Origin of the sequence: Ramlibacter sp. MMS24-I3-19, assembly GCF_050320135.1 — a bacterium.
Classification (GTDB): Bacteria; Pseudomonadota; Gammaproteobacteria; order Burkholderiales; family Burkholderiaceae_C; genus Ramlibacter.
Map to the genome: position 1 here is coordinate 3493550 of NZ_CP190017.1, position 24457 is coordinate 3518006.

Annotated in this window: 25 protein-coding genes; 9 read left to right on the top strand and 16 right to left on the bottom strand. The window is 70.2% G+C overall.

Translation table 11 applies throughout. The annotated features are described in order from the left end of the window. Position 1 precedes the first annotated feature (1 nt). The 8 genes from ACPWT1_RS17365 to ACPWT1_RS17400 are packed head-to-tail and all read right to left on the bottom strand — an operon-like array spanning position 2 to position 8514. On the bottom strand, positions 2-1822 hold the full coding sequence (locus ACPWT1_RS17365; RefSeq protein WP_427912394.1) for an ATP-binding protein: 1821 nt from the start codon (positions 1820-1822) through the stop codon (positions 2-4). Positions 1823-1831: 9 nt separating this feature from the next. After that, a complete protein-coding gene (locus ACPWT1_RS17370; RefSeq protein ID WP_427912395.1) occupies positions 1832-3040 on the bottom strand; it encodes an MFS transporter in 1209 nt (402 codons plus the stop codon). 31 nt (positions 3041-3071) lie between these two features. Beyond that, a complete protein-coding gene (locus tag ACPWT1_RS17375; protein WP_427912396.1) occupies positions 3072-5045 on the bottom strand; it encodes a response regulator in 1974 nt (657 codons plus the stop codon). Further along, entirely contained in the window at positions 5042-5881 is an 840-nt protein-coding gene (locus ACPWT1_RS17380; protein WP_427912397.1) for a sensor histidine kinase, read from the bottom strand. The genes ACPWT1_RS17375 and ACPWT1_RS17380 overlap by 4 nt, the downstream gene beginning before the upstream one ends. A gap of 1 nt (position 5882) precedes the next feature. Then, positions 5883-6899, bottom strand: coding sequence for an ATP-binding protein (locus tag ACPWT1_RS17385; RefSeq protein WP_427912398.1), 1017 nt, complete (start codon positions 6897-6899; stop codon positions 5883-5885). Next, positions 6890-7294, bottom strand: a complete 405-nt coding sequence (locus ACPWT1_RS17390; RefSeq protein WP_427912399.1) for an anti-sigma regulatory factor — start codon at positions 7292-7294, stop codon at positions 6890-6892. Before ACPWT1_RS17390 ends, ACPWT1_RS17385 begins: the two co-directional genes overlap by 10 nt. Beyond that, positions 7284-7658: an STAS domain-containing protein gene (locus tag ACPWT1_RS17395; RefSeq protein WP_427912400.1), complete on the bottom strand. Its 375-nt coding sequence runs from the start codon at positions 7656-7658 to the stop codon at positions 7284-7286. The genes ACPWT1_RS17390 and ACPWT1_RS17395 overlap by 11 nt, the downstream gene beginning before the upstream one ends. Positions 7659-7665: 7 nt before the next feature. Continuing rightward, positions 7666-8514 (bottom strand): STAS domain-containing protein, encoded by an 849-nt coding sequence (locus tag ACPWT1_RS17400; protein ID WP_427912401.1) that lies wholly within the window; start codon positions 8512-8514, stop codon positions 7666-7668. 206 nt (positions 8515-8720) lie between these two features. Between ACPWT1_RS17400 and ACPWT1_RS17405 the strand changes: the two genes are divergently transcribed. The 9 genes from ACPWT1_RS17405 (at position 8721) to ACPWT1_RS17445 (ending at position 17183) form a co-directional block, all read left to right on the top strand. Next, positions 8721-9146, top strand: coding sequence for a response regulator (locus ACPWT1_RS17405; protein ID WP_427912402.1), 426 nt, complete (start codon positions 8721-8723; stop codon positions 9144-9146). Positions 9147-9243: 97 nt separating this feature from the next. Continuing rightward, entirely contained in the window at positions 9244-9648 is a 405-nt protein-coding gene (locus ACPWT1_RS17410; protein WP_427912403.1) for a hypothetical protein, read from the top strand. A gap of 78 nt (positions 9649-9726) precedes the next feature. Beyond that, positions 9727-10665 carry a LysR family transcriptional regulator gene (locus ACPWT1_RS17415; protein ID WP_427912404.1) on the top strand — a complete coding sequence of 313 codons (939 nt, stop codon included), beginning with the start codon at positions 9727-9729 and terminating at the stop codon, positions 10663-10665. 57 nt (positions 10666-10722) lie between these two features. Beyond that, complete coding sequence (gene tcuA / locus ACPWT1_RS17420; RefSeq protein ID WP_427912405.1) at positions 10723-12126, top strand: FAD-dependent tricarballylate dehydrogenase TcuA; 1404 nt, start codon at positions 10723-10725, stop codon at positions 12124-12126. Beyond that, entirely contained in the window at positions 12113-13309 is a 1197-nt protein-coding gene (gene tcuB / locus ACPWT1_RS17425) for a tricarballylate utilization 4Fe-4S protein TcuB (protein ID WP_427912406.1), read from the top strand. The genes tcuA and tcuB overlap by 14 nt, the downstream gene beginning before the upstream one ends. Before the next feature lie 43 nt (positions 13310-13352). Beyond that, on the top strand, positions 13353-14339 hold the full coding sequence (locus tag ACPWT1_RS17430; RefSeq protein WP_427912407.1) for a Bug family tripartite tricarboxylate transporter substrate binding protein: 987 nt from the start codon (positions 13353-13355) through the stop codon (positions 14337-14339). 27 nt (positions 14340-14366) lie between these two features. Further along, on the top strand, positions 14367-15152 hold the full coding sequence (locus ACPWT1_RS17435) for a class II aldolase/adducin family protein (RefSeq protein WP_427912408.1): 786 nt from the start codon (positions 14367-14369) through the stop codon (positions 15150-15152). A gap of 49 nt (positions 15153-15201) precedes the next feature. Next, positions 15202-16179: a Bug family tripartite tricarboxylate transporter substrate binding protein gene (locus tag ACPWT1_RS17440; protein ID WP_427912409.1), complete on the top strand. Its 978-nt coding sequence runs from the start codon at positions 15202-15204 to the stop codon at positions 16177-16179. After that, positions 16176-17183 carry a D-2-hydroxyacid dehydrogenase gene (locus tag ACPWT1_RS17445; protein WP_427912410.1) on the top strand — a complete coding sequence of 336 codons (1008 nt, stop codon included), beginning with the start codon at positions 16176-16178 and terminating at the stop codon, positions 17181-17183. The genes ACPWT1_RS17440 and ACPWT1_RS17445 overlap by 4 nt, the downstream gene beginning before the upstream one ends. A 76-nt stretch (positions 17184-17259) precedes the next feature. On the opposite strand, the gene ACPWT1_RS17450 is transcribed toward ACPWT1_RS17445, so the two are convergent. The 8 genes from ACPWT1_RS17450 to ACPWT1_RS17485 form a co-directional block, all read right to left on the bottom strand. Continuing rightward, positions 17260-18000, bottom strand: coding sequence for an ABC transporter ATP-binding protein (locus ACPWT1_RS17450; protein ID WP_427912411.1), 741 nt, complete (start codon positions 17998-18000; stop codon positions 17260-17262). After that, complete coding sequence (locus ACPWT1_RS17455) at positions 17997-18749, bottom strand: ABC transporter ATP-binding protein (protein WP_427912412.1); 753 nt, start codon at positions 18747-18749, stop codon at positions 17997-17999. Before ACPWT1_RS17455 ends, ACPWT1_RS17450 begins: the two co-directional genes overlap by 4 nt. Beyond that, positions 18746-19693, bottom strand: a complete 948-nt coding sequence (locus ACPWT1_RS17460) for a branched-chain amino acid ABC transporter permease (RefSeq protein WP_427912413.1) — start codon at positions 19691-19693, stop codon at positions 18746-18748. The genes ACPWT1_RS17455 and ACPWT1_RS17460 overlap by 4 nt, the downstream gene beginning before the upstream one ends. Continuing rightward, positions 19690-20583: a branched-chain amino acid ABC transporter permease gene (locus ACPWT1_RS17465; RefSeq protein ID WP_427912414.1), complete on the bottom strand. Its 894-nt coding sequence runs from the start codon at positions 20581-20583 to the stop codon at positions 19690-19692. Before ACPWT1_RS17465 ends, ACPWT1_RS17460 begins: the two co-directional genes overlap by 4 nt. 13 nt (positions 20584-20596) lie before the next feature. Further along, positions 20597-21874 carry an ABC transporter substrate-binding protein gene (locus ACPWT1_RS17470; RefSeq protein WP_427912415.1) on the bottom strand — a complete coding sequence of 426 codons (1278 nt, stop codon included), beginning with the start codon at positions 21872-21874 and terminating at the stop codon, positions 20597-20599. Between the two features lie 132 nt (positions 21875-22006). Further along, positions 22007-22375: a hypothetical protein gene (locus tag ACPWT1_RS17475; RefSeq protein WP_427912416.1), complete on the bottom strand. Its 369-nt coding sequence runs from the start codon at positions 22373-22375 to the stop codon at positions 22007-22009. Positions 22376-22454: 79 nt separating this feature from the next. After that, positions 22455-23786, bottom strand: a complete 1332-nt coding sequence (locus ACPWT1_RS17480; RefSeq protein ID WP_427912417.1) for an ATP-binding protein — start codon at positions 23784-23786, stop codon at positions 22455-22457. Then, on the bottom strand, positions 23783-24454 hold the full coding sequence (locus tag ACPWT1_RS17485; protein WP_427912418.1) for a response regulator transcription factor: 672 nt from the start codon (positions 24452-24454) through the stop codon (positions 23783-23785). Before ACPWT1_RS17485 ends, ACPWT1_RS17480 begins: the two co-directional genes overlap by 4 nt. Positions 24455-24457 lie beyond the last annotated feature (3 nt).

Here is a 24457-nt window from a genome sequence, read left to right on the forward strand (position 1 = left end):
CTCAGCTTCCGTTGACCTCTGCCGCGGGCGCCCGCGGCAGGATGACTTCGAAGGCGCTTCCCTGTCCCAGTCCCTCGCTACGTGCCGCCACGCGGCCGCCGTGCGACTGCACGATGCTGCGCACGATCGACAGGCCCAGGCCCAGGCTGCCGCGCAACTCGTTCTGGTTGTCGCGCGACTGGTAGAACGGCGAGAACACCTTGCCCAGCGTGGCGTCGTCCATGCCGGTGCCGAAGTCGCGCACGGTGAGCCGCACTTCCGAGTCGCTGGCCGCCAGGTCCACGGACACCGGGCGGCCGTTCGCATGGCGGGCCGCGTTGCCCAGCAGGTTGTTGATGGCCTGCGTCATGCGGGCCTCGTCGCACAGCACCCACAGCGGCCCGTCCTCGTGCGCCGTGAACCCGATCTGCACCGGCTGCCGCGAGGCTTCGAGGCCCAGGCGCGCCTCGCCCACCACGCGTTCGGCCAGCTCGCGAAAGTCGAGCCGCCGCGGCGTGATGGCCATCTGGCCGCGGGTGAGCCGCGACACGTCGAGCAGGTCGTCCACCAGGCGGCTCAGCTGGTTGACCTGCCGGTGCATGATCCCGCGCTCCATCTGCGTCGAGCCATCCGACTTCATGTCCAGGATGTGCAGCGCCGCGACGATCGGCGACAGCGGATTGCGCAGCTCGTGGCTGGTGACCGCGATGAATTCGTCCTTCGCCTTGCCGGCCGCCTGCGCCTGGTCGACGGCGTCGCGCAACTGGTCCACCAGCACCACCAGCCTCGCGGACGTGTCCTCCATGGCATGGCCGATCTGGTCGACCTCGGTGATCACGCTGCCCGGCGCGGCCACGCGCTGCTCGCGGCCCATGTCGGTGGCGAGTTCGCGCACCCGGTGGATGTCGCGGCTGATCAGCCGCGAGAGCCAGGTGGCCAGCAGCACGCAGGCCGCCAGGGTGATGAGGGCGCCAGCGGTGTAGAAGCCCACGCCGCGCAGGAGCACACTGCGCACCGGCAGGGTCGACGCGCCGACGGCGACCACCCAGCCGTAGGTGGGCAGCCGCGCGAATCCGGTCACGACCTCGTCGCCTTCGAGCGTGCTCGTGCGCGTGACGCCTTCGGCGGGATAGCGCAGCAAGGCTTCGCGCAACGTCGGTGACGGCGATCCGCCGATGGTGCCGGCGTGGTCCCTGGACCGCGCCACGCGCGCGAGGTTGGCGTCGAACACGGCGATCACCCAGTTCTCCGGCACCTTCTGCATCCGGAAGATGCGCACGAAGCTCTCGGGCTTGATGGTCACCGTCAGCACGGCCACCACTTCGCCGCCGCGCAGCAGCGGCACGCGGACCGGGATGGCGGGACGGCCTCGCGGTCCCGTGCTCAGCTGGCCGACGACCGGGCGACGCGTGCGGATGGCGTCGTCGAGGCTGGCCCTGTCCACCACCTCGCTGCGCGTGCCGAACGGAACGGCCGTGCTGAACAGGATGTTCCTGGACGGGTCGGCCAGGATGATGTTGGCCCAGTCGGGTCGCTCCCGCAGGATGTGCTGCGCGATGTCGCGGAGGCGGTGGAAGTCGGCGGAGTCGGCATCGGCCGATTCGGCGTACACGCGCATGGCGGCCACCGCCGCATCGAGCTCGCCCTGGATCGCGATCGCGAGCGCGCGCGACAGGTCGAGAGTGGAGCGGCGGATCTCGTCTTCCTGCCGGTCGGCGGCATCCATCGCGGCCAGGGCGGCGAACAGGACGAAGGGCACGAGGCCCAGCCCGATGATGGCGAACAGCAGCTGCCCGATCGACCAGGACCGTTGCCGCAGCTTGGAGAGCCACCCGTTCGCCACGGCGTCGGTTCAGCCGGCGGCCCGGCCGGCTCGCGTGCGCAATGCCACGCTGAAGGCCCACCCGGCCAGCGGCAGCGCCAGCGCGGGACCCAGCAGCATCGGCACGCGTCCGAGGTGGTCGAACGCGAAGCCCGCCAGGCTGACGCCCAGCGCCTGGCCGAAGAACAGGCAGAAGGCGAACAGCGCCACGGCCGTGCCGCGCGCGCTGGGGGCCATCTGCGTGGCGTTGGTCTGCAGGGTGTTGTGGTACAGGTAGGTGCCGAAGCCGATCGCCAGCGCGACCGGGGCCACGGTCCAAGGCACTGGCGACACCAGCCAGAGCAGCTCGCCCAGGCCCATGATCCAGCCGCCCGCGAGCACCATGCGGCGCTCGCCCCAGGTGGTGACGATGCGGCGGGCGCAGATCGCATAGACCAGCCCGCCACCCGCGTACAGCGCGATCATGGCCGACGCTGCAGACAGCGAGACGCCGAAGCGCTGCTGCAGCAGCGAGGGCATGTAGGCCAGCGGCCCGAGCAGGAAGATGCCCTCGACCAGTGCGGCGGCCAGCACCTTGCGGCTCCACGGCGAGCCCAGCACCAGCTGCCACTGCCGCAGGATGTGCCGGCGCTCGGTGGCGACGTGTGCCGCCGCCGTCATCGTGCGCAGGCGCACCAGCAGCAGCGCGAACAGCGCGGTATAGCCGGATCCGAGGGTGGCGAACGCGCCGCGCCAGCCGGCGGCGCCCTCGCCGAAGAAGCCGCCGGCCAGCTGGCCCGCCATCATTCCCGACAGCGTGCCCGTGAGCAGGCGCGCGAGCGTCGCCTGCCGCTCCTCGTACGGCACGGCATCGCCGATCCACGCCATCGCGAGCGGTATCACGCCCGCTGCGGCCATGCCCCAGCCAACACGCGCAGCCAGCAGGGCGTCGAACCCCGGCGCCGCGGCCGCGGCGAACGAGAGCGCGGCACAGCCGAACAGCGCCGCCGCGATCAGGCGCACCTTGCCGAAGCGGTCGCCGAGCGGACCGAACACCAGCTGCATCACGCTGTAGGCGATGGAGAACACGATGACCACGCGCCCCGCCGCGCCGGTGGTCAGCGAGAAGTCGCGCGCGAGCCGCGGAATCAGGCCGTCGCAGATGCGCAGCGCGGCCCCGCTGAGGAAGGAAGCGCCCGACAGGATCAGCACGGCCGCGCGCACCCCGCGGACTGCATCGGGAGAGGCGGCCGTGGTCAAGAAGGGATGGCGGGCAGTGCCCTGCGAGCCGTCACGCACGGCTCCGGAGGGAGCGGATGGAGGCCACCAGGGCCAGCGCATCCAGCGGCTTTGGCAGGTGGTCGTCGAAGCCGGCCTCCAGCGCGTTGGCCTTGTCCTCGGGCCGTGCGAACGCCGTGAGGGCCACGGCGGCCAGCCGGTCGGCGGTGGCCGGCTGCAGCCTGCGCACCTCGCGGATCAACTCGTAGCCGTCGCGCATCGGCAGGCCGATGTCGCTGACCAGGATGTCGGGCCACTGGTCGCCCAGCGCGCGCAGCGCGGTGTCGTAGTCGACGGCCGTGCGGACCAGGGCGCCGCGGTCGCGCAGGATCACCGAGAGCATCTCGCTGGCGTCGGCGTCGTCCTCCACGACCAGCACCGACAGCCCCTCGAGCGGGCTCGCGTCGTGCAGTTCGTCGGCGGCGGACAGGCCGCCGAGCGTGGAGTCCTCTGCCTCTTCCCCGCCGGCGTGCTCGACCTCGAACTCCACCTCCATGGTGGTGCCGGTCCCGATGCCGTCGCTGGCCGCACGGGCCGTGCCGCCGTGCAGCTCGGCGATGTGGCGCACGATGGAGAGGCCCAGCCCGAGGCCGCCGTGGGTGCGCTCGCCCGGCGGGCTGCCCTGCGAGAAGCGCTCGAACAGCAGCGGCAGGAACTCGGGGGCGATGCCGCGGCCCACGTCCTGCACGCGCAGCAGCAGGCGCGAACCCGTGCGCGCCAGCGACACGCGGATCAGGCCGCCGTGCTCGGAGAACTTGACGGCGTTGGTCACCAGGTTCCACAGCACCTGCTGGAAGCGCGCCGGATCCAGCCATGCCGGCTGGTGCGCGCTGTCGACGTCCAGCGCCACGTGCAGGCCCTTCTCGTCGATGGCCGTGCGCAGCGAACCCAGCGCGCTCACGGCCAGCGCCACGGGATCGACCTCCTCGCGCTCGAGGCGCAGCTTGCCCGAGTTGATGCGCGAGACGTCCAGGATGTCCGAGATGATCCGCGCCTGCGTCTTCACGTTGCGCTCGATGGCCTTCAGGCCCAGCATGGCCTGCGGCGTCGGGTCGCGCCGCATCAGCACCGCGACCCAGCCGACGATGGCGTTCAGCGGCGTGCGCAACTCGTGCGACAGGACCGCGATGAAGTCGTCCTTGGTGCGGCTGTGCCGCTCGGCCACCGCGCGGGCCGCCTGCTCGCGCGCCAGCATCTCGCGCCGCTGCTGCTCCAGCTGCAGCCGTTCGGTGACGTCCGTGGCGATGGCGATGCGCACGCCGGGATCGACGTGGCTGGAGATGTGCCAGTCCAGGTGGATCTGGCGCCCGTCCGCATGCGCGAGTGGGAAGGCCCCGTGCCAGGGCCGGTCGCCGCCGCCCTGCGACTTGGCCTGCACCACCGCGCGCGCATCCTGCGGCGCCAGGTCGGCCAGCACGCGGCCCACGATCGCCTCTCGCGGAAGTCCGAGCAGCGCCGTCATGGCGGGATTGGCATCCACCACGACGCCGTCGCGATCGAGCAGCACGATGCTGCTGGGCGCATGGTCGTAGATCGCGCGGAACCGCAGTTCGCTGCGCCGCAGCTGGTCCTCGGCCGTGCGGGCGCGGATCAGCGCCTGCAGCGTGGCCACCAGGATGGCCGGCTCGACTGGATGAATCAGGTAGGCGTCGGCACCGGCGTCGAGGCCGGCCACGCGGTCCTCGTTGCGGGTGAACTCGGCCGACAGGTGCACCACCGGCATGGTGGCGGTGGCGCGCGCCGCGCGGAGCTGGCGGCAGACATCGAAGCCGCTCATGTCGGGCAGGTGCACGTCCAGCACCACGGCCGATACGCCCCGCTGTGCGTGGGCCAGCGCTTCGCTGCCGCTGCCCGCTTCGGCCGTGCGGAACCCCGCGGCGCGCAGGATGCGCGTGGTCGAGTACCGCGTGGCCGAGTTGTCGTCGACCACCAGCACGGTGTGCTGGCCGCGTTCGATCGTCGCGCTGATGGCCGAGCTGTCGATCATGGCCGGGGACGGTCCTCCGGCAGTTCCGCGGGAATCGTGACGGAGAAGGTGGAGCCCTTGCCGGGCTCGCTCTGCAGGGCGACCGTGCCGCCGAGCAGTTCCGCCAGGCGCTTGCTCAGCGACAGGCCGAGGCCGGTGCCGCGCAGGCGTTTCTGCAGCGCCGACTGCACCTGCGAGAAGTCCTGGAAGATGCTCTGGTGGTACTCGGGCGCGATGCCGATGCCGGTGTCGACCACGCTGAACTGGATCAGGCCGCTGTCCAGCCGCCGTGCGGCGACGCGCACCTCGCCCTTGGGCGTGAACTTGAGCGCGTTGGACACGAAGTTGCGCAGGATCTGCGACAGCTTGCGGTCGTCGGTGTACAGCTTGGGGATGTCGTGCGGCTCCTCGAACACCAGCACCACGTCGGGATTGGTGAGCACCGGCTTGAACATCCCGCGCAGCGCCGAGAAGAGGTCAACCATCTCGAACCAGGCCGGCGAGATCTCGACCCGGCCGGCTTCCACCTTCGCCAGGTCCAGCAGGTCGTCCACCATGTCGGCGAACTCGGCCGCCTGCTGCTGGATGAAGCCGACCTGGCGCTCCTGTTCCTCCGTGAGCGGGCCGTCCACGCGATCCATCAGCAGCCGCGCGATGCTGCGGATGGAGCTGATCGGGGTGCGGAACTCGTGGCTCATGTAGGCGAGGAAGCGGCTCTTGAGCTCGGTGGCTTCGCGCAGCTTCTCGGCCTGCGCGTCCAGCTCGGCGTACAGCGCGACCACGCCGCGGTTGGTCTCCTCCAGCTCCGCTCGCAGCGCGGCGATCTCGGTGGCGGCGTTGTTGTCGGTATCGGCCATGTCAGTGGGCGCGGCGGGCGACGACCACGGTGGCGTCGTCGCGTCCGCGGCTGTGGTCGCGCAGCAGCACGGCTGCCGCAAGCATGGGATCGCGCTGGAGCAGCGGCATCAGCCGCTGTGGCGTCCAGCGGCTCTCGAGGCCATCGCTGTGCACCGCCAGCAGCGCGTGCGGTGGCCACTCGAGCACCTGTTCGTCCGGCGAGCGCATCTGCAGCCCCACCGTGCCGTGCTGCGTGAGCACGGTCTTGTCCCTGTCGCCCGACACGATGCGCGCCGCCACGTTGCCCGCCCCGGAGGAGCGGATTGTGGACGCAGCGGCATCCAGCTGCAGCAGCGTGGCCGCGGCGCCGCGGGTGGAGCGCAGCCGGGCGTGCATGGCGCCCAGCATCGTGCGCGGGGCCGCGCGGGGGTCAGCGGCGAACACGTCCACCGCGGCTCGCGAGGCCTCGTGCGCGTCCGGCCCATGGCCCAGGCCGTCGGCGACCAGCACCGAGGCCGCATTGCCGTCGAAGGCCACGGCCCAGGCATCGCCGCACACGAGTTCGCCAGCCAGCGCCACCGACAGCCCGGCGGCCACGATCGGCCGCTCCTGCCGGTCCGGCGCAGCGTCCGCAGCCCGCACGCGCGCGACGACGATGGTGCCGTCCGGCACGGCCGAATGCAGGTGGAAGTCGGTGGCCAGGCGGCGCACCGCGCCCAGGCCCGTTCCGGGCGTGCCGCCGGTGGAAAAGCCGTCGCTGAGGCTGCGGCCCACGTCGGCGATGCCGGGCCCGCGGTCGATCGAGACGATCTCGACCTCGCGGCGCTCCTCGTACACCGCCAGGAGCAGCAAGCCGCGGGTGGCATGGCGCACCAGGTTGTTGCCCAGCTCGGTGACGATGATGGCCACCCGGCCAGCCTGCACCTCGTCCAGCTGGGCGCACGGCGACAGCAAGGCGGCGTGCCGGCGGGCCTCGCCGACGCGCGTGCCGTCGTCCATGGTGAACGCGACGTGCTGGGGCGCGCGGATCACTTCCATCGCGTGATGGTGACGCAAGTGCCCTGTCCGGGCGCGGAACGAAGGTCGAATTCGTGCACCAGCCGCTTGCTGCCCGGCAGCCCCAGGCCCATGCCGCCGCCGGAGGTCCAGCCATCGGTGAGCGCCAGGTTGAGATCGGGGATGCCCGGGCCCTCGTCCTGGAACTGCAGCTTCAGGCCGCGCTTGAGGCCGTCCTCGATGACGCTCCAGCGCATCTCGCCGCCGCCGCCGTGGACCAGGGTGTTGCGCGAGAGCTCGCTGGCCGCCGTGATCATCTTGGTCTGGTCGACCAGCGAGAACTTCAGCGACACGGCGAGCTGCCGCACCACCTGCCGGCTGGCCACGATGTCGGCTTCGCTGCGGAGGGGGACCGCGCCCTGCGATTCAGCGGCCAAGTAGCTGCCCCTTGCGCGTGCCCTGCAGCAGCTGCATGCCGCGCTCGACGTTCAGCGCCGTGCGCACACCTTCCAGCGACAGCCCGAGTTCCACGAGCGTGATGGCGACGGCGGGCTGCATGCCCACCACCACCGTCGTGGCATCGAGGATGCGCGCGATGCCGGAGATGCCGGCCAGCATGCGGCCGACGAACGAGTCGACGATCTCGAGCGCCGAGATGTCGATCAGCACGCCCTTCGCGCCGGAGCGCGAGATCTTCTCGGCGAGGTCGTCCTGCAGCGCCAGCGCGGTCTGGTCCTGCATGTCGACCTGGATGGTGACGAGCAGGTAGTTGCCCATCTGGAGGATCGGAATCCGGTACATGCGATCCTCAGGCTGCCGCGCGCTCGATGCGGAAGCCGGTCTGCTGCAGCGCCATCGCCAGCGCGTCGGCCAGGTTGGCCTTGGAGGCGATGCCCTGCAGGTCGATGCCCAGGTGCACGATGGTCTGCGCGATCTGCGGCCGGATGCCGCTGATGATGCATTCGGCGCCCATGAGGCGAATGGCGCTGACGGTCTTGAGCAGGTGCTGCGCCACCAGCGTGTCGACGGTCGGCACGCCGGTGATGTCGATGATGGCCAGCTGCGCGCCAGCCTCGACGATGCGCTGCAGCAGCGTCTCCATGACCAGCTGCGTGCGCGCCGAATCGAGGGTGCCGATCATGGGCACGGCGAGCACGCCTTCCCAGAGCTTGATCACCGGCGTCGAGAGCTCCAGCAGCTCCTGCTGCTGCCGGTTGATGACTTCCTCGCGCGTGCGCTGGTAGGACGACACGGTCCACTGCGCCATGCGGTCGACCAGCAGCGTGATGGCCCACATGGCGCTCATCGTCGCCTGGGGATCGGACGCCAACTTCTGCTGAAGCCCGTTGAACAGCGGACGCTTGAGGCCCAGCACGAACGCGCTGGTGTCCGCCGCGGTCTGGCCCTGCGCCACGCGGGAGCGCGAGAGCCCCTCGAGCGCGTCGCGCAGCGAGGCCCATGCGGGCGCGTCCAGCGCGTCGACATCGCCGCCCTGCTCCAGGCCGTGCCGCAGCGCCTGCAGCAGTTCCCCGGCCTCCGTCTCCATGGCACGCCGGGCGCCATCGCTCGCGGTGCCGCCGCTCTCCTTCACCCAGTCGCGTGCGACCGTGGGCTCCAGCAGCATGAGCATCGCGCTCGAGTTCTGGTTCGTTGCCATGGGTTCTCTCCTCCAGCCTTGTCGAAAGCAAAACCCGCGATTGTCCCGGTGCGCTCAGCATGCGTCTGTAGGACATATCCCACGAAGGGAAGGGACGCATGCCGGCGCAGCCGGTAAAATCAAAGTGATCGGACACGAGCAGGACGGGCATGGCGGATCAACCACGGGGCAGATCGGGCAGCGGCTCGGCAAGCATCCTGCAGCACATGGCACAGGAACGTGCGGCTGCGTCCAGCACCGATGCTGCTGCGCGGTCGGCACGCTCGCAGCACACCATCCTGGTGGTCGAAGACGACGCCGCCACGCGCTATGCCGCCGTGCGGCTGCTGCAGGCCGCGGGCTTCCGCACCATCGAGACCGCCTCCGGCTACGAGGCGCTGACGATGGCCGACAGGGCGTCCGCCGTGCTGCTGGACGTGAACCTGCCCGACGTGCACGGCATCGAGGTCTGCTCGCTGCTCAGGGCGCGCGAGACCACGGCCCGGCTGCCGGTGGTGCTGACCTCCGCCGTGTACGTGGACGAGCTGCACCGGGAAGCGGGCCTGTCCTGCGGTGCCCATGCGTACCTCGTGCCGCCGCTTGACCCGGTCTTCGTCACCACGACGCTCGACCGCCTGATCGCGGCCGGTTAGCCCTTTCAGGCTGTGCCGCGCCCCCCTGTGGCGCGATCGCTTGCGACGGCCTAGAGTGGGCGCGGGGCGGCAACGCTCGCCGCCCAGGAGGTCGCGAATGAAAGCGTTCCATCTCGAGCCCAGGATGATGTCCCTGATGGGGGACTTCTATCCCACGGGACACGTCTTCATGATGTTCCCGACCGAGGACCATGCGCGCAAGGCCGAAGCCCTGCTCTCGCAGGACGGCATCGACTGCGAGAGCATCTGCTTCCTCACGCCGAAGGACATCCTGGACCTGGTGCACATGTTCGACCTGCACGACGTGAAGCTGCCCACCGTGGGCTACGAGGAAAACACCGCGCGGCATTTCGGCGAACTGGCTCGCGAGGGCCATTACGCCCTGCTCGTGCCCTGCCGCAATGCGAAGGTCTGCGACCGGCTGATGGCGGACCTGCGCGAGGCCGGCATGTCCTGCGCGGTGCGCTACCGGCACTTCGTGATCGAGGACCTGGTCACCTGAGACGCGGGCGCCAGGCGCCCACGCGCGGTGCCCGCAGCAGCGGGCAAGTTGCTGCACGCACCGTGTACCCTCGGCCGCATGGAACTGCGGCAGATGCGCTACTTCGTGCGGGTGGTCGAACTTGGCAGCATGAGCCGGGCGGCGGTCGACCTCGACGTCGTCCAGTCGGCCCTGAGCCAGCAGATCGGCCGCCTCGAAGGCGAACTGGCCACGCGCCTGCTGCAGCGCAGTTCCAAGGGCGTGACGCCGACCGAGGCCGGCCTCGCCTTCTTCCAGCAGGCACAGCTCGCGCTGCGCCATGCCCAGGAGGCGGCACGCGCGGCGCAGCAGTCGCGGCTCTCCGGCACCGTGAGCGTGGGCCTCGCGCCCACCACCGCGTCGGTGCTGGGCCTTCCGTTGATGCAGGCGGTGCGCGAACGCTATCCCGACGTGCGGCTGCACATGGTGGAGAGCCTGTCGGGCCACCTGGGCGCCATGCTCAATGCGCGCCAGCTGGACCTGGCCGTGCTGTTCGACACCGACCCGGGCCGGCGCTGGAGCGTGACGCCGCTGCTGGAGGAGAAGCTGTTCCTGATCGGCGCTCGCGCCGAAGGTGCCAAGGCAATGCCGGCGAAGGTGAACCTGTCGGACGTGCGCTCCCTGCCCCTGATCCTGCCCAGCGGCTCGCATGGCCTGCGCCGCACGCTGGACGCCGCACTGGCCGGCAACCGGTTGCGGCGGCTGTCGCCGATCGAGATCGATTCCCTGTCCATGCTGATGGACGCCGTGCGGGCAGGCCTCGGCTACACGATCCAGCCTGGTGCCGCCCTCGCCCGCTTCGCCCATGCACCCGAGGCGTTCCAGCTCTCCGAGATCGCCGATCGGGGCGTGCGCCGCCTCAACTCGCTGTGCAGCCTGTCGGACGACGAGCTGTCGCCGGCCGCGCTCGCGGTGCGGGTGGTGCTGGCCGACTGCGCCCGCGCGCTGGTGGCAGAGCGCCGCTGGGCCGGCGCACGAGCCAGCCATCACGAACCGTGATACCCCCCTGAGGTTGCCAGCGTGGTCGTGGCGGCGCCCAGCCGCTACAGTCGACCGGTGCATGACGTTCTCGTGATCGGCGGCGGCAATGCCGCACTCTGCGCCGCGCTGATGGCGCGCGAGGCGGGCGCCTCGGTGCTCCTGCTGGAAGCGTCCCCGCGCGAGTGGCGCGGCGGCAATTCGCAGCACACGCGCAACCTGCGCTGCATGCACGACGAACCGCAGGACGTCTTGCTGGACGCCTATCCCGAAGAGGAGTTCTGGCAGGACCTGCTCAAGGTCACCGGCGGCAACACCGACGAACAGCTGGCGCGCCTCGTGATCCGCGCGTCCTCCAGCTGCCGGCCCTGGATGCGCAAGCACGGCGTGCGGTTCCAGCCGTCGCTGGCGGGCACCCTGCACCTGTCGCGCACCAACGCGTTCTTCATGGGCGGCGGCAAGGCGCTCGTCAATGCGTACTTCCGCAGCGCCGAGCGCCTGGGTGTCGAGGTGCGCTACGACGCACCGGTCGACCGCCTCGAACTGCGCGACGGCCGCTTCGTGGCCGCGTTCGTCAAGGGCCAGCGCATCGAGGCCCGCGCCTGCGTGCTGGCGGCCGGCGGCTTCGAATCCAACCGCGAGTGGCTGCGCGAGGCCTGGGGGCAGAACGAGCGCGGCGAGTGGCCGGCCGACAACTTCCTGATCCGCGGCACGCGCTTCAACCAGGGCGTGCTGATCCGGCACATGATGGACCAGGGCGCCGACATCATCGGCGACCCGACGCAGGCGCACTGCGTGGCCATCGACGCCCGCGCGCCCCTGTACGACGGCGGCATCGTCACACGCGTCGACGCGGTGTCGCTGGGCGTGATGGTCAACCGCGAGGGCCGCCGCTTCTACGACGAGGGCGAGGACTTCTGGCCCAAGCGCTACGCCATCTGGGGCCGCCTCGTCGCCATGCAGCCAGGCCAGATCGGGTACTGCATCATCGACAGCCAGGCCATCGGCCGCTTCATGCCGCCGGTGTTCCCCGCCGTCACGGCCGCCACGCTGCCCGAGCTGGCGCGCGCGCTGGGCCTGCCCGAATCCACCTTCATGGACACCTTGAACGCCTACAACGCGGCCTGCCGGCCGGGCACCTTCGACCACACCGTCCTGGACGACTGCCGCACAGAAGGCCTCACGCCCCCCAAGACGCACTGGGCGCGCCCGATCGCGCAGGGACCTTTCCACGGCTATGCGCTGCGACCCGGCGTGACCTTCACCTACCTGGGCCTGAAGTCGGACGCGCAGGCACGCGTGCATTTCGGCGGCGCGCCCAGCGAGAACCTGTTCGCCGCCGGCGAGATGATGGCCGGCAACGTGCTGGGCAAGGGCTACACCGCGGGCGTCGGCATGAGCATCGGCACGGCTTTCGGCCGCATCGCCGGCACGCAGGCCGCCGCCGCAGCCGGCAAGGGGGCGCCGCATGCAATCGCTTGAGGCGCTGGCCAGCGAAGCGATCGCGCTGGCGAACGGAGCGTTGCCGCTCACGGCGAACGAGGTCGAAGCCGCGCGCCAGCTGCAGATCTGCAACGCCTGCCGCTACTGCGAGGGCTTCTGTGCCGTGTTCCCGGCGATGACCCGGCGGCTGGAGTTCGGCCGGGCCGACCTGCACTACCTGGCCAACCTGTGCCACAACTGCGGGGCTTGCCTGCACGCCTGCCAGTACGCGCCGCCGCACGAATTCGCGGTGGCCTTCCCGCAGGCCATGGCCAGGGTGCGCGGCGAGAGCTACGAGTACTACGCCTGGCCTACGGCTTTCGGCGCGCTGTACCGCCGCAACGGCACGGTGGTGGCGCTCGCGCTCGCCGCGGCCCTCGCCCTGTTCCTGGTGCTGGCCGCGCGCATGGCGGGGCCAGCGTTCGGGCAGCCGCTGGCCGGCAACCTCTATGCGGTGCTCCCGCACAATTTCCTCGCCGCAGTGTTCGGGCTCGCCTTCGCGTTCGCGGTCTTCGCCCTGGGCATGGGCGTGCGGCGCTTCTGGCGCGACATCACGCCGGCCGCAGAGCTGCCGCGCGGACAGGAGCCGCTGCTGGCGCGAGCCCGTGCGCCAGCAGCAGCGGAGGCCACGCGCAGCGCCGCGACGCTGAAGTATCTCGATGGCGGCCACGGCGACGGCTGCACCAACGAGAGCGACCGCTACACGCTGGCCCGGCGGCGCTTCCACCACCTCACCTTCTACGGCTTCCTGCTGTGCTTCGCGGCGACCTGCGTGGCCACGGTCTACCACTACGTGCTGCACTGGGAGGCGCCCTATCCGCTCGGCAGCCTGCCCGTGGTGCTGGGCACCCTCGGCGGCCTGGGCCTTCTGGCCGGCCCGGCGGGCCTGCTGTGGCTGGGCGTGCGTCGCCACCCGCTGCAGGGCAACACCGCCCAGCGGCCCATGGACCGCGCGTTCATCGCGTTGCTGCTGCTGGTGAGCGCCACCGGCCTCGCGCTGCTCGCCGCGCGCGACAGCGCAGCCATGGGCAGCCTGCTGGCCGTGCACCTGGGTGTCGTCCTGGCCCTGTTCCTCACGCTACCCTACGGCAAGTTCGCGCACGGCGTGTTCCGCAGCGCGGCCCTGTTCAGGCACGCCATCGAGCGGCGCCTTCCCAGCCGCCTGCAGCTGGGCGCCGACTGAGCCGCAGCCTTCCGACCCGGTCCACCAAGCAGGAGACAAGACCATGACCATCTTTTCCCGAACCCGCCGCGTCCTCGTGGCCACGCTGGCAGCGGCCGGGCTCCTGGCCGGCGTCGGTGCGCAAGCGGCCGACGCCTGGCCGGCCAAGCCGATCACCCTGATCGTCCCCTTCGCCGCCGGCGGCACCACGGACATCCTGGGCCGCATCGTCGGCCAGAGGCTGTCCGAGGCGCTGAAGCAGCCGGTGGTGGTCGACAACCGCGCAGGCGCGGGGGGCACCCTGGGCGCCGGCGTGGCCGCGCGCGCGCCGGCCGACGGGTACACCTTCTTCCTGGCCACCATCGCCCACGCGATCGCCCCCGGCCTCTACAAGAGCCTGCCCTACGATTTCGAGAAGGACCTCGACCCTGTGGGCCTGGTCGCGACCACGCCCAACGTGCTGATCGTGCATCCCTCCGTGCCGGCAAAGAACGTGGCGGAACTGGTCGCGTACATCAAGGCGCATCCTGGCCAGGTGAACTACGGCTCGGCCGGCCCCGGAAGCACCGAGCACCTGGCGGGCGAGCTGTTCCGCTCCATGACCGGCACCCAGATGACGCACGTGCCTTACAAGGGCGGCGCGCCCATGATGACCGACCTCATTGCCGGCCAGATCCAGATGGCGCTCGAGACCAGTCCCTCGGCATCGCAGTACGTGCGCGCCGGCAAGGTGCGTGCGCTCGCCGTCACCAGTGCGAAGCCATCCCCGGCCTATCCCGGCGTGCCGACGCTGTCGGACGCCGGCGTCAACGGCTACGAGATGACCACCTGGTTTGCGCTGATGGCGCCGCACGGCACGCCCGCGCCCATCGTCCAGCGCGTTCACGCGGAACTGCAGAAGGCGCTGAAGCAGCCCGACGTGCAGGCCAGCTTCGAGAAGCTGGGCGTGGGCGCGGGCGACATGGCGCAGCCGCAGCTGGCCAGCTTCATCCGCAGCGAGACGGCCCGCTGGGGGCGGATCGTGAAGGAGTCCGGCGCGAAGGCCGAATGAGCCGGGGTCAGCGAGGGAGATGAAACGATGACACGACCCGGGGTGCTGCAAATCACTTCCATGCAGGACCGCTGCTCCCCCGAGGAGTGGCAGGCGCGCGTGGATTGCGCCGCGGTCTACCGCCTGGTGGACCTGTACGGCATGTCGGACATGATGGCCAACCACATCTCCGTGCGCGTGCCCGGCGAGGAGAGCTTCCTGATCAACCCGTACGGGATGATGTACGAGGAGATCACGGCCTCGTCGCTGATCAAGGTCGACCTCGCCGGCAACATCCTGGCCAAGCCGGACTTCGGCGCCCTGAACTACGGCATCAACAAGGCCGGGTACGTGATCCACAGCGCGGTGCACGAGGCGCGGCCCGAGGTCGGCTGCGTGATCCACACGCACAGCTGGGCGTCGATGGCCGTGTCGGCGCTCGACTGCGGCCTGCTCCCCATCACGCAGACCGCGATGCGGTTCCTCAAGATCGGCTACCACGAATACGAAGGCGTGGTGCTGAACGACAGCGAGAAGGCCTCGCTGGTGCGCGACCTGGGCCAGGGCGAAGCGGTGATCCTGCGCAACCACGGCGCGCTGGTGGTCGGCCGCACGCCGGGCGAGTGCTTCAACTGGACCCACCGCCTCGAGCTGGCCTGCCGCTCGCAGATCGGCGCGATGTCCTGCAACACGAAGCTGCGGCCAGTGCCGCAGAACGTGCTGGAGGAAACCTGGAACAACTACCAGCCCGGCACGCGGAGGCCCTACGGCCTGATGGAGTGGCCGGCGCTGCTGCGCAAGCTGGAACGGTTGGACCCGACGTTCCGCACCTGATCGCACCTGGCGCTTCGCATCCCGCAGAACAACGACACGGAGACAAACGATGACAAGCATGCAAGGCCTCACCCGCCGCACCCTCCTGCTGGCCGCAGGCGCGGCGGCGTCGCCGCTCGCGCTGGCCCAGGCGAGCGACTATCCGAACAAGGCGGTGAAGGTGATCGTCGCCTTCACCGCTGGCGGCACCACCGACATCCTCACGCGCGCGGTGAGCCAGAAGCTGTCGGAGCAGCTGAAGCAGCCCTTCATCGTCGACAACAAGCCCGGGGCCGGCGGCAACCTGGGCACGGAAGTGGCGGCGCGGTCGGCGCCCGACGGCTACACGCTGATCGTGAACTCGGTGGGCCCGATCGCGGTCAACCCCACGCTGTACAAGAAGCTGGCGGTCAATCCGCTCACGGACCTGGTGCCGATCGTGCAGATCGCCGACGTGCCCAACGTGCTGGTGGTCAACCCCGCCGTGCCCGCGAAGACCTTGAAGGAGTTCGTCGCCTTCGCGAAAGCCAATCCCGGCAAGCTGAATTACGGCTCCACCGGCATCGGCACGTCGTCGCACCTCTCAGGCTACATGCTGGGCAAGCGCACGGGCGCCGAGTACACGCACATCCCGTACAAGGGCGCCGAGGCGCTGAAAGACCTGCTGGCCGGCCGCATCGAGTTCATGTTCGCGACCATCCCGTCGGTCATCCAGCACATCAAGGCGGGTGGACTGCGCGCGCTGGCTGTCACGAGTGCGAAGCGCTCGCGCTCGCTGCCCGACGTCCCCACCGTGATCGAGAGCGGCTTCCCCAACTTCGAGGCCGGCTCGTGGTTCGGCTTCTTCGCCCCCAAGGGCACGCCGGAGGCGGTCATCGCCACCATCAACAAGGCGGTCAACGACGCGCTCCCCAGCCTCGAGACGCAGCTCGTGCGCGAAGGCGCGGACCCGGTGGGCGGATCGCCCGAGCAGTTCGCGAAGTTCATCCAGAAGGAATACGAGAAGTGGCGCGTCGTCGTGCGTGAGTCCGGCGCGGTCGCCGAGTGACGACGCAGGAGCCGCTGCGGGTGCTGGTGTCGCGCCAGGCGCGCGACAAGCTGGCTGCCGACATCGCTCGCGTGCTCGACACGCGCCCGCATGCGCTGCTCACGCCCGACGATCCGCGGGCCATCGACGCCGACGTCGCCTTCGTCTCGCGCGACATCACCGGGCTCTCGACCAAGCACCAGGTGCTGCCCGCCACGCAGCAGGTCTACGACCTGCTGCGCGCGGCACCTCGCCTGCGGTGGGTGCACATCCACTCGGCAGGCGCTGACCGGCCCGTGTACGTGGAGCTGCGCCAGCGCGGCGTGCAGGTCACCACGTCATCGGGCGCCAATGCGCCGGTGGTGGCGCAGACCGCGCTGCTCGGCCTGCTGGCGCTGGCGCGCCAATGGCCGCGGCTCATGGTGGCGCAGCGCGAGCGTCGCTGGGCGCCCCTCATCGCCACGGGCTTGCCGCGCGACCTGCAAGGCCAGACAGCGGTCATCGTCGGCTGGGGACCCGTGGGCCAGGAGATCGGACGGCTGCTGGGCGCGCTCGGGCTGAACGTCGTCGTGGTCCGGCGCCAGGCTGGAACCTCGGGACCCTCGGGCCTGCGCACCATCGCCACCGCGCAGCTGCCCGAGGTGCTGCCGGATGCGGACTGGCTGGTGCTGGCGTGTCCCCTCACGCAAGAGACGCGTGGCCTGGTGGACGCCAGGCTGCTGTCGCTGCTGCCCGCGCATGCCGGCCTGGTGAACGTCGCACGGGGCGAGGTCGTCGACGAGCAAGCGTTGATCGCCGCCCTGCAGCAGCATCGCCTGGGCGGTGCCTGTCTCGACGTCTTCGCCACCGAGCCGCTCGCCGCCGACTCGGCGCTGTGGGACCTGCCGAACGTGATCGTCACGCCGCACAGCGCGGGCTTTTCCGACGGCAACGAGGCGCGCGTGGCGGGCATGTTTCTCGACAACCTGGCGCGCTGGACCGCGGGCCAGCCGCTGCAGAACGTGGTGCCGCGCTCGCCGGCCTGAAGCGCGATCCTGTCATCCCCGCGAAGGCGGGAACGACAGATGTGGCAGCCGGGCGATGCCGCCCATCACCATCGGGTCAGAAGTGCAGCCCCAGCCACTGCTGCACCTGCTGGTGCAGGTCGCCCTGGAACTCGGAGGACGCGCCCTCGGCCGTGATCTTGCCCAGGCTGAGCACGCAGACGCGGTCGGACATGCGCACGACGCGCCGCACGTTGTGGTCGATCAGCAGGATGCCCATCTTCATCGCCGCGAAGCGCTCGATCCAGACGAACACTTCCTCGGAGATGCGCGGCGACAGGCCGATGCTGGGCTCGTCCACCAGGCACAGCCGCGGCTGCTGCAGCCACGCCTTGGCGAACTCCAGCTGCTTCTGCTGGCCACCGGACAGGCTGCCGGCCGCCTGCGAGCGCTTCTCGCGCAGCGCGGGGAAGACCTCGAACGCCTCCTGCAGGCGGTCGCGCGCGTCCTTGCCGAAGCGCCGCGGCCGGCCCAGCAGCGGGAGCATCAGGTTCTCCTGCACCGACAGGTGCGGGAACAGGCTGGACTCCTGCGGGATGCAGCAGATGCCCAGGTCGATCAGCTTGTGCGGCGCGATGCCGCCGATGTCCTGGCCATCGAACAGCACCTGGCCCGTCTTGGGCGGCAGGAAGCCGCAGATCGTCTTCACCAGCGTGGACTTGCCGGCGCCGTTCAGGCCGATCAGGCCGGTGATCTGGCCGGTGTCCACGCGCAGGCGGATGTCGCGCAGCACGTCGATGTCCTGCGCATAGCCGGCCGTGACGTCGCGCAGCTCGAGCAGCGGTTGCGGCTCGCTCATGACGGCACCTCCAGCGAGGCGGGCTCGTCGCCGGCGTGCGATTCGCCGAGGTAGGCCTCGATCACCTGGTGGTCCTTCAGCACCGTGTGGATGTCCCCCGCCGCGATCACCTTGCCGGCGTTCATGCAGACGGCGCGCTGGCACAGGTCGACGACGATGGGCATGTCGTGGCTCACGAGCAGGAAGGTGGCGCCCGCGGCATGGCGGCTGCGGATGAAACGCACCATCACCTCGCGCATGACGGGGTGCACGGCGGCGAAGGGTTCGTCGAGCATCGCCAGCGCGGGCGGCTCGATGAAGCACATGCCGAACTCCAGCAGCTTGCGCTGGCCGCCCGAGAGCTGGCTGGCATCGAGGTACTGCACGGGCCCGAGCGTGAGCTCCTCCACCAGCGCCGTGGCGCGGCGCCCGGCCTCTGCTTCAGCGAGTCCGCGCGCCATGCCGGCGGTCAGCAGGTTGTCGAACGCGGACATGCGGCCGAAGACGCGCGTCATCTGGAACATGCGCAGCACGCCGCGGCGCACCAGCTGCGCCGGTGGCATGCCGGTGATGTCCTGGCCGGACAGCCGCACGGTGCCCGCATGCGGCGCGATGAATCCCGACAGCAGGTTCAGCGCCGTGGTCTTGCCCGACCCGTTGGGGCCGATCAGGCCGAGGATTTCGCCTTGGCGCACCTCGAAGCCGACATCGTCGACGGCGGCCAGGCCGCCGAACCGCACCGACAGGTGCTCGATGGACAGCAGCGTCATGGCCGGCTCCTGCGCAGCCGTGCGGCGAGCGCGCCCCACAAGCCGCCCGGCACGTAGCGCGCGAACAGGATCACCAGCAGCGCGAACACGATCACCTGGATGTTGCCGAAGCCGCGCAGCCACTCGGAGCCGAGGTAGACCAGCACCGCACCGACGATCGCGCCCGTGAGCGAGCTCATGCCGCCGATGACGACCATCGAGAGCACCAGGCCGGTCTGCTGCAGCAGCCCCAGCTCGGGACTCACCAGCTGGCTGAAGGTGCCGTAGAGGGATCCGGCCAGGCCGCAGATCGCGCACGACAGGCAGAACGCGATGCGCTTGACGCCCACGACGTCGATGCCCCGGCTCTCGGCGCCCACGGGATCGTCGCGCACGGCCATCATGAAGCGCCCATGGCGGCCACGCAGCAGCAGGTAGAGCAGGACCAGCACGGCGAGCAGCGTGGCCAGGAAGATGTAGTAGTAGCCGAGGCGGCTCTCCGTCAGCGTGGCCACGTGCATGCCCTGGTCGCCCCGCGTGAAGTCGTACGAGTTGCCCACGACCACCCGCGCGATTTCGGCGAACGCCAGCGTGGTCAGCGACAGGTAGGGGCCACTCAGGTTGAGCACGAGCTTGCCGAGCACCAGGCCCAGGATCGCAGTCACGACGACCGCCGCCGGGATGCCCAGGGCCAGGGGCACGTGCAGGTAGTAGTCGAGGAGCGCCGTCGTGTAGCCGCCGAGCATCGCGAACGCGGCCGGTGCCAGCGAGAACTGGCCGGTGTAGCCGGCCAGCAGGTTCCAGGCGAGCGCCTGCACGGCAAAGTAGACGCTGACCAGGATGATGCCCAGCGTGTAGGGACCGGTGACCACGAGCGGCAGCAGGGCGATCACGCCGCAGACCACCAGGGCCGCCTGCATGTCGAAGCGCAGCCGCTGCTGCCAGAGGTTGGCCGCGCCCTTCACAGCTGCCGCCCTTTCTCGCCGAACAGGCCCTGGGGCCGCACGAGCAGCACGAGGACCAGCAGGATGAGGCCGAAGGCGTCGCGGTAGTCGTACGAGCCGTAGACCGAGAAGAAGGCTTCCGTCACGCCGAGGATCAGCGCCGCCACCATCGCGCCCCAGATCGAGCCCATGCCGCCGAGCACCACGATCACGTACGACTTGATGGCGGGAAAGGCGCCGACGTCCGGCGAAGGATTGACCATCGGCGCCAGCAACGCGCCCGAGAGCGCCGCGAGCATGCCCGACACCGCGAAGATCAGGCTCGTGGTGCGCGTGGCATCGATGCCCGCGAGCGAAGCGCCCAGCCGGTTCTGCGCCACAGCCTGGATCTGCAGGCCCCACACGGACTTCTTGATGAAGACCGCCAGGCCCACCATCAGCAGCACGGCGACCACCGCGGCGATGGCCTTCTGCCCGGTGAGCATGATCGGCCCGAGCGCGAAGCGCGTGACGTCCACCAGCGCCGGGCCGCGGAACGAATACGGGCCGACGCTCTTGTCCACCAGGTTCACCAGCAGCAGCGACAGCCCGAAGGTCACCACCACCGCGTACTCGTCCTTCATGAACCCCCAGCTGGCGTAGCCCTGGTACATGGGCCGCATCAGCAGGCGTTCGACGAGCCAGCCGAGCGCCGCGCCGGCGATGGCGGCTCCCGGCAATGCGATCCAGGGCGAGGCGCCAAGCTTCAGCGAGACGAGGACGTACGTGTACGCCCCCACCATGAAGAACTCGCCATGCGCGAAGTTCACGATCTTCAGCACGCCGAAGATCATGGCGAGCCCCACCGCCATCAGGGCGTAGAAGCAACCGTAGATGAGGCCATTGGCCAGGAGATCGAGCGCTAACAGCATGCGGGAACGCGGCTCACGAAAACGCCCGGCAGCGACTGCGACGTTGCCGGGCGGGACGGCGGCAAAGCCGCGCGCTTACTTGGTGGGGCGGACGATCTTCGACGGGTCGAATTTCTGTCCGGGCGCCTGGATCAGCACGGTCTGCGCGATCGGCTGCTTTTCGGCGGTGAGCTCGTAGTTCACGAACGGGATGTCCAGCCACTGCTGGAAGCTGTAGCCCGGCTTGGTGGAGAAGTTGGTGATGCCGCGGATGCTGTCGAACTTCATCGTCTGCATCGCGTGGATCAGCTTGTCGTGGTCCGTGCTCTTGGCGGTCTCGATGCCCTGCAGCACCAGCTGCAGCGAATCGGCGGCCTGCAGCACCAGGCGGTTGATGTCGCTGCCGGTGCGCTTCTTGTACTCGGCCGCGATCTCGGTCGCCAGCTTGGTCTGCTGCATCTGCGGGTGGTACAGCGCGAACGACAGCAGGTCCTTCCCGGTCCTCCTTCACGTTCTGCCAGAAGTCCGGGTAGTCGGCCAGGCCGCCGCCGTCGTACATCAGCGTCTTGCTGCTGGGCGCGACGCCCTGCTCGTACACCTGGTTCATCACCAGGTACGCCGCGGGCGGCAGCATCGACAGCACGATGACGTCCGGCGGGTTGGCGCGCAGCGGCAGCACCGCGGCCGTGAAGTCCTTGCTGGCGCGATCGAGCGTCTCGTACTTGTACTCGACGTTCGGGGCCACCTGCTTGAGCAGTTCGCCCGTGAGCTTGGCCTGGCCGATGCCGTAGTCGGTGTTCTCGGCGAAGGCGACGACGCGCTTGACCTTCATGGCCGACAGCGTCTGCGCCATCGTGGAGGACACCAGCGTGTTGTACGGCGAGGTGTTGAACACCTCCGGGTAGCCGCGCTTGCGCACGTCGTCGGACCAGCAGTTGGTGTTGACGTACGGCACCTTGTAGCGGTGCGCCACTTCGATCTCGGCCAGGCAGACCGAGCTCTGGTGCCCACCCGCGAGGGCCACGACCTTGTCGCTGGTGATCAGCTTCTCGGTCGCGGCGCGGCCCTTCTCCGGGATGCCCTGGTTGTCCTCGTACAGCAGCTTGATCTGGCGGCCGAGGACGCCACCCTTGGCGTTGACCATGTCCTTCAGGATTTCCATCCCGTCCTTGACCTGCGTGCCCTGCACCACCGAACCCGGTGGCGATTGCGTGAGGCTCACCCCGATCAGGATCGGGTCAGCGGCCAGCGCGGGCGCCGCGAACAGCGCCGCGCCGAGCACGCCGGCCACGTAGCGCAAGGACCTGGACATCATCGAATCTCCTTGAGTGCTTGTCGGACTGCGATGCATCGGCCGGAGCCGGCGCCCTTCGCAAGGGCGCAATGTATCTGCATCGCCGTCCCGCCGGAGCTTCGAGACGCCCGGGAAAACCCGCGACAGGCCTCAATGGCGACCGTGTTCGCGCCACTCGCGGCGGCGCCACTCCTCGCGCTCCCAGCGCTCGTGGCCCCAGCCGTAATACCTTGGACCGACGTACACGGGCTGCGGGCCATAGACCACGCGCGGCGCCATGTAGACAGGCGCGGGACGCACGACCACCGGCGCAGGCTGCACATAGACCGGGGCGGGTTGCGCATAGACCGGCTGCGGCTCGACGTACACGGGCGCGGGCTGCGCGTAGACCGGCACGGGCGCATTGACGCCGATGGAGAACGAGACGTCGCTGCGGACCTGGGCGGCGCCTGCAGCACCCAGCGCGGCGGCGCCGATCGCGGCGATCGCGAGGACCTTGGTGGAAATCGACAGCTGCATGATGGCTCCTTGGGTTGCAGTGAAGGCATCTTGCGGGTGCCCCCATGAACCGAAGCTGAACCGAATCGGGATTGTTCGATCAGGCCGCGGGCAGGACGATGTCGACCCGGGCGCCGCCCAGGTCGGACCTCTCCAGGCGCAGCTCGCCGTGGTGGCTGGCGACCAGGTCGTTGACCACGGCCAGCCCGACGCCGTGGCCGGGCACCTTCTCGTCGCCGCGCACGTGGATCTGCAGGATGGATGTCGTGTCGCTGAAGCCGGGACCGTCGTCGTCGACGCGGATGCGCAGGTTGCCGCCCTCGCGCCACAGGCGGACCGCCACCTGCCGCTTCGCCCACTTGGCGGCGTTGTCCATCAGGTTGCCCAGCAGCTCGAAGGCATCGCCCTCGTCGAGGCGCCAGCGCAGCTCGGGCGGGCAGTCGACGGTGATCGCCAGCTGCCTGTCGGCGTACACCTTCTCGAGCGAATCGCGCACGCGCTGCGGCACCGGCGCGAGCACGAGGTACGGTGCGAACCGTGCCGCGCCGCTGGCTGCACCGCGCCCGAGCTGGTGCTGCACGATGTCGTCCATCCGCTGCACCTGCTGCGCGACGGCGTCGGGCAGCGTGGCCGGCTCGCGCAGCGCGGTTCGCAGCACGGCGAGCGGCGTCTTCAGGCTGTGCGCCAGGAAGCTCAGGGCCTCGCGGTACCGGGTCTGGCGATCGCGCTCCTGCCGGATCAGCGTGTTCAGGTTGCCGGTCAGCGCGCTGATCTCGGCGGGATAGCGGCCCTGCACCTCGGCCTGCTCGCCATCCTCGATGCGCCGGATCTCGCGTGCCACGCGGCGCAGCGGCGCCAGGCCCCATTCCAGCAGCAGCGTCTGCGACAGGAGCAGCACCAGTCCCGCGCCGACCAGCCAGGTCCAGAGCGTGCGCTCGAACACGCGTACTTCGCGGTCGAACGCGGCCGTGTCCTCCAGCACCGAGAGCACCAGCGGCGCCGCGCGCGAGCCCTCCTCCCACTTCACGGTGGTCGTGACGGCCAGGTACTTGCGCCCGTTCCCCGGCACGGTGTCGAAGCGCCACTGCCCCACGTCGACGCCGAACTGGAACGGGGGCTGCACGCCGACCACGGACGCCGAGGTCCACGCCTGCGCATGCGTGACGTTGGTGATGCGGGCGTAGAGGCCCGAGCCCGGCAGCGAGAGTCGCGGCTCGGGGAACGCCGCCGGCATCACGAGCGTACCCTGCGGGTCGAGTTCGGCGGCCGCCAGCAGCAGGTACACCGTGCTTTGCAGGCGTGCGTAGCGGTCCGAGCGGCTGCTGTCCGCGTGCGCACGTTGCACCGCCAGCCCGACGCCGGCGAGGAAGGCCACCAGCATCAGCGCCGCGCCGAGAAAGAGGCGGAAGCGGAGCGAGCGGCCGGGCCTCATCCCAGCGTGAAGCGGTAGCCGCGCCCGCGCAGGGTTTCGATCGGAGACAGCTTGCCGTCCGGATCGAGCTTGCGCCGCAGGCGCCCGACCAGCACCTCCAGCACGTTGCTGTCGCGATCCTCGTCGTGCGGGTACAGGTAGTCGGACAGCTCCTGCTTGCTGGCCACGCCCGGCCGCTTGCGCACCAGGTACTCCAGCACGCGGTACTCGAACGCGGTGAGCTCGAGCGGCGCGCCGGCCAGGCGCACCGACTGGGCGGCGAAGTCGATCGCGATGGGACCGAGCGTCAGCACGTCGGAGGCTGCCTTGAGCGAGCGGCGCAGCAGCGCCTTGACGCGTGCCGCCAGCTCGCCGTACTCGAACGGCTTGACCAGGTAATCGTCGGCCCCTGCCTCGAGGCCCGTGACCTTGTCCTGCCAGCTCGAACGCGCGGTGAGCACGAGGATGGGCATCGTGCGGCCTTCGGCCCGCAGCCGTTGCACGACGGTCAGGCCATTCAGCTTCGGCAGGCCCAGGTCGACGATCGCCAGGTCCACCGGGTACTCGCGGGCCTGGAACAACCCGTCCTCGCCGTCGGCGGCCTGGTCCACGCGGTAGCCGTCGGCCTCGAGCTGGCGGGCCAGCCCCAGGCGGAGCGCGGCATCGTCCTCGATCAGCAGCAGGCGCATGCG

What these genes read in the sequence shown, in the direction of transcription:
- ACPWT1_RS17375 (WP_427912396.1), bottom strand. Translation starts at nt 5,045, where the DNA reads ATGATCGACAGCTCGGCCATCAGCGCGACGATCGAACGCGGCCAGCAC.
- ACPWT1_RS17380 (WP_427912397.1), bottom strand. Translation starts at nt 5,881, where the DNA reads ATGGCCGATACCGACAACAACGCCGCCACCGAGATCGCCGCGCTGCGA.
- ACPWT1_RS17385 (WP_427912398.1), bottom strand. Translation starts at nt 6,899, where the DNA reads ATGGAAGTGATCCGCGCGCCCCAGCACGTCGCGTTCACCATGGACGAC.
- ACPWT1_RS17395 (WP_427912400.1), bottom strand. Translation starts at nt 7,658, where the DNA reads ATGTACCGGATTCCGATCCTCCAGATGGGCAACTACCTGCTCGTCACC.
- ACPWT1_RS17400 (WP_427912401.1), bottom strand. Translation starts at nt 8,514, where the DNA reads ATGGCAACGAACCAGAACTCGAGCGCGATGCTCATGCTGCTGGAGCCC.
- ACPWT1_RS17405 (WP_427912402.1), top strand. Translation starts at nt 8,721, where the DNA reads ATGGCACAGGAACGTGCGGCTGCGTCCAGCACCGATGCTGCTGCGCGG.
- ACPWT1_RS17410 (WP_427912403.1), top strand. Translation starts at nt 9,244, where the DNA reads ATGAAAGCGTTCCATCTCGAGCCCAGGATGATGTCCCTGATGGGGGAC.
- ACPWT1_RS17415 (WP_427912404.1), top strand. Translation starts at nt 9,727, where the DNA reads ATGGAACTGCGGCAGATGCGCTACTTCGTGCGGGTGGTCGAACTTGGC.
- tcuB (WP_427912406.1), top strand. Translation starts at nt 12,113, where the DNA reads ATGCAATCGCTTGAGGCGCTGGCCAGCGAAGCGATCGCGCTGGCGAAC.
- ACPWT1_RS17430 (WP_427912407.1), top strand. Translation starts at nt 13,353, where the DNA reads ATGACCATCTTTTCCCGAACCCGCCGCGTCCTCGTGGCCACGCTGGCA.
- ACPWT1_RS17435 (WP_427912408.1), top strand. Translation starts at nt 14,367, where the DNA reads ATGACACGACCCGGGGTGCTGCAAATCACTTCCATGCAGGACCGCTGC.
- ACPWT1_RS17440 (WP_427912409.1), top strand. Translation starts at nt 15,202, where the DNA reads ATGACAAGCATGCAAGGCCTCACCCGCCGCACCCTCCTGCTGGCCGCA.
- ACPWT1_RS17450 (WP_427912411.1), bottom strand. Translation starts at nt 18,000, where the DNA reads ATGAGCGAGCCGCAACCGCTGCTCGAGCTGCGCGACGTCACGGCCGGC.
- ACPWT1_RS17455 (WP_427912412.1), bottom strand. Translation starts at nt 18,749, where the DNA reads ATGACGCTGCTGTCCATCGAGCACCTGTCGGTGCGGTTCGGCGGCCTG.
- ACPWT1_RS17465 (WP_427912414.1), bottom strand. Translation starts at nt 20,583, where the DNA reads ATGCTGTTAGCGCTCGATCTCCTGGCCAATGGCCTCATCTACGGTTGC.
- ACPWT1_RS17470 (WP_427912415.1), bottom strand. Translation starts at nt 21,874, where the DNA reads ATGTCCAGGTCCTTGCGCTACGTGGCCGGCGTGCTCGGCGCGGCGCTG.
- ACPWT1_RS17475 (WP_427912416.1), bottom strand. Translation starts at nt 22,375, where the DNA reads ATGCAGCTGTCGATTTCCACCAAGGTCCTCGCGATCGCCGCGATCGGC.
- ACPWT1_RS17480 (WP_427912417.1), bottom strand. Translation starts at nt 23,786, where the DNA reads ATGAGGCCCGGCCGCTCGCTCCGCTTCCGCCTCTTTCTCGGCGCGGCG.
- ACPWT1_RS17485 (WP_427912418.1), bottom strand. Translation starts at nt 24,454, where the DNA reads ATGCGCCTGCTGCTGATCGAGGACGATGCCGCGCTCCGCCTGGGGCTG.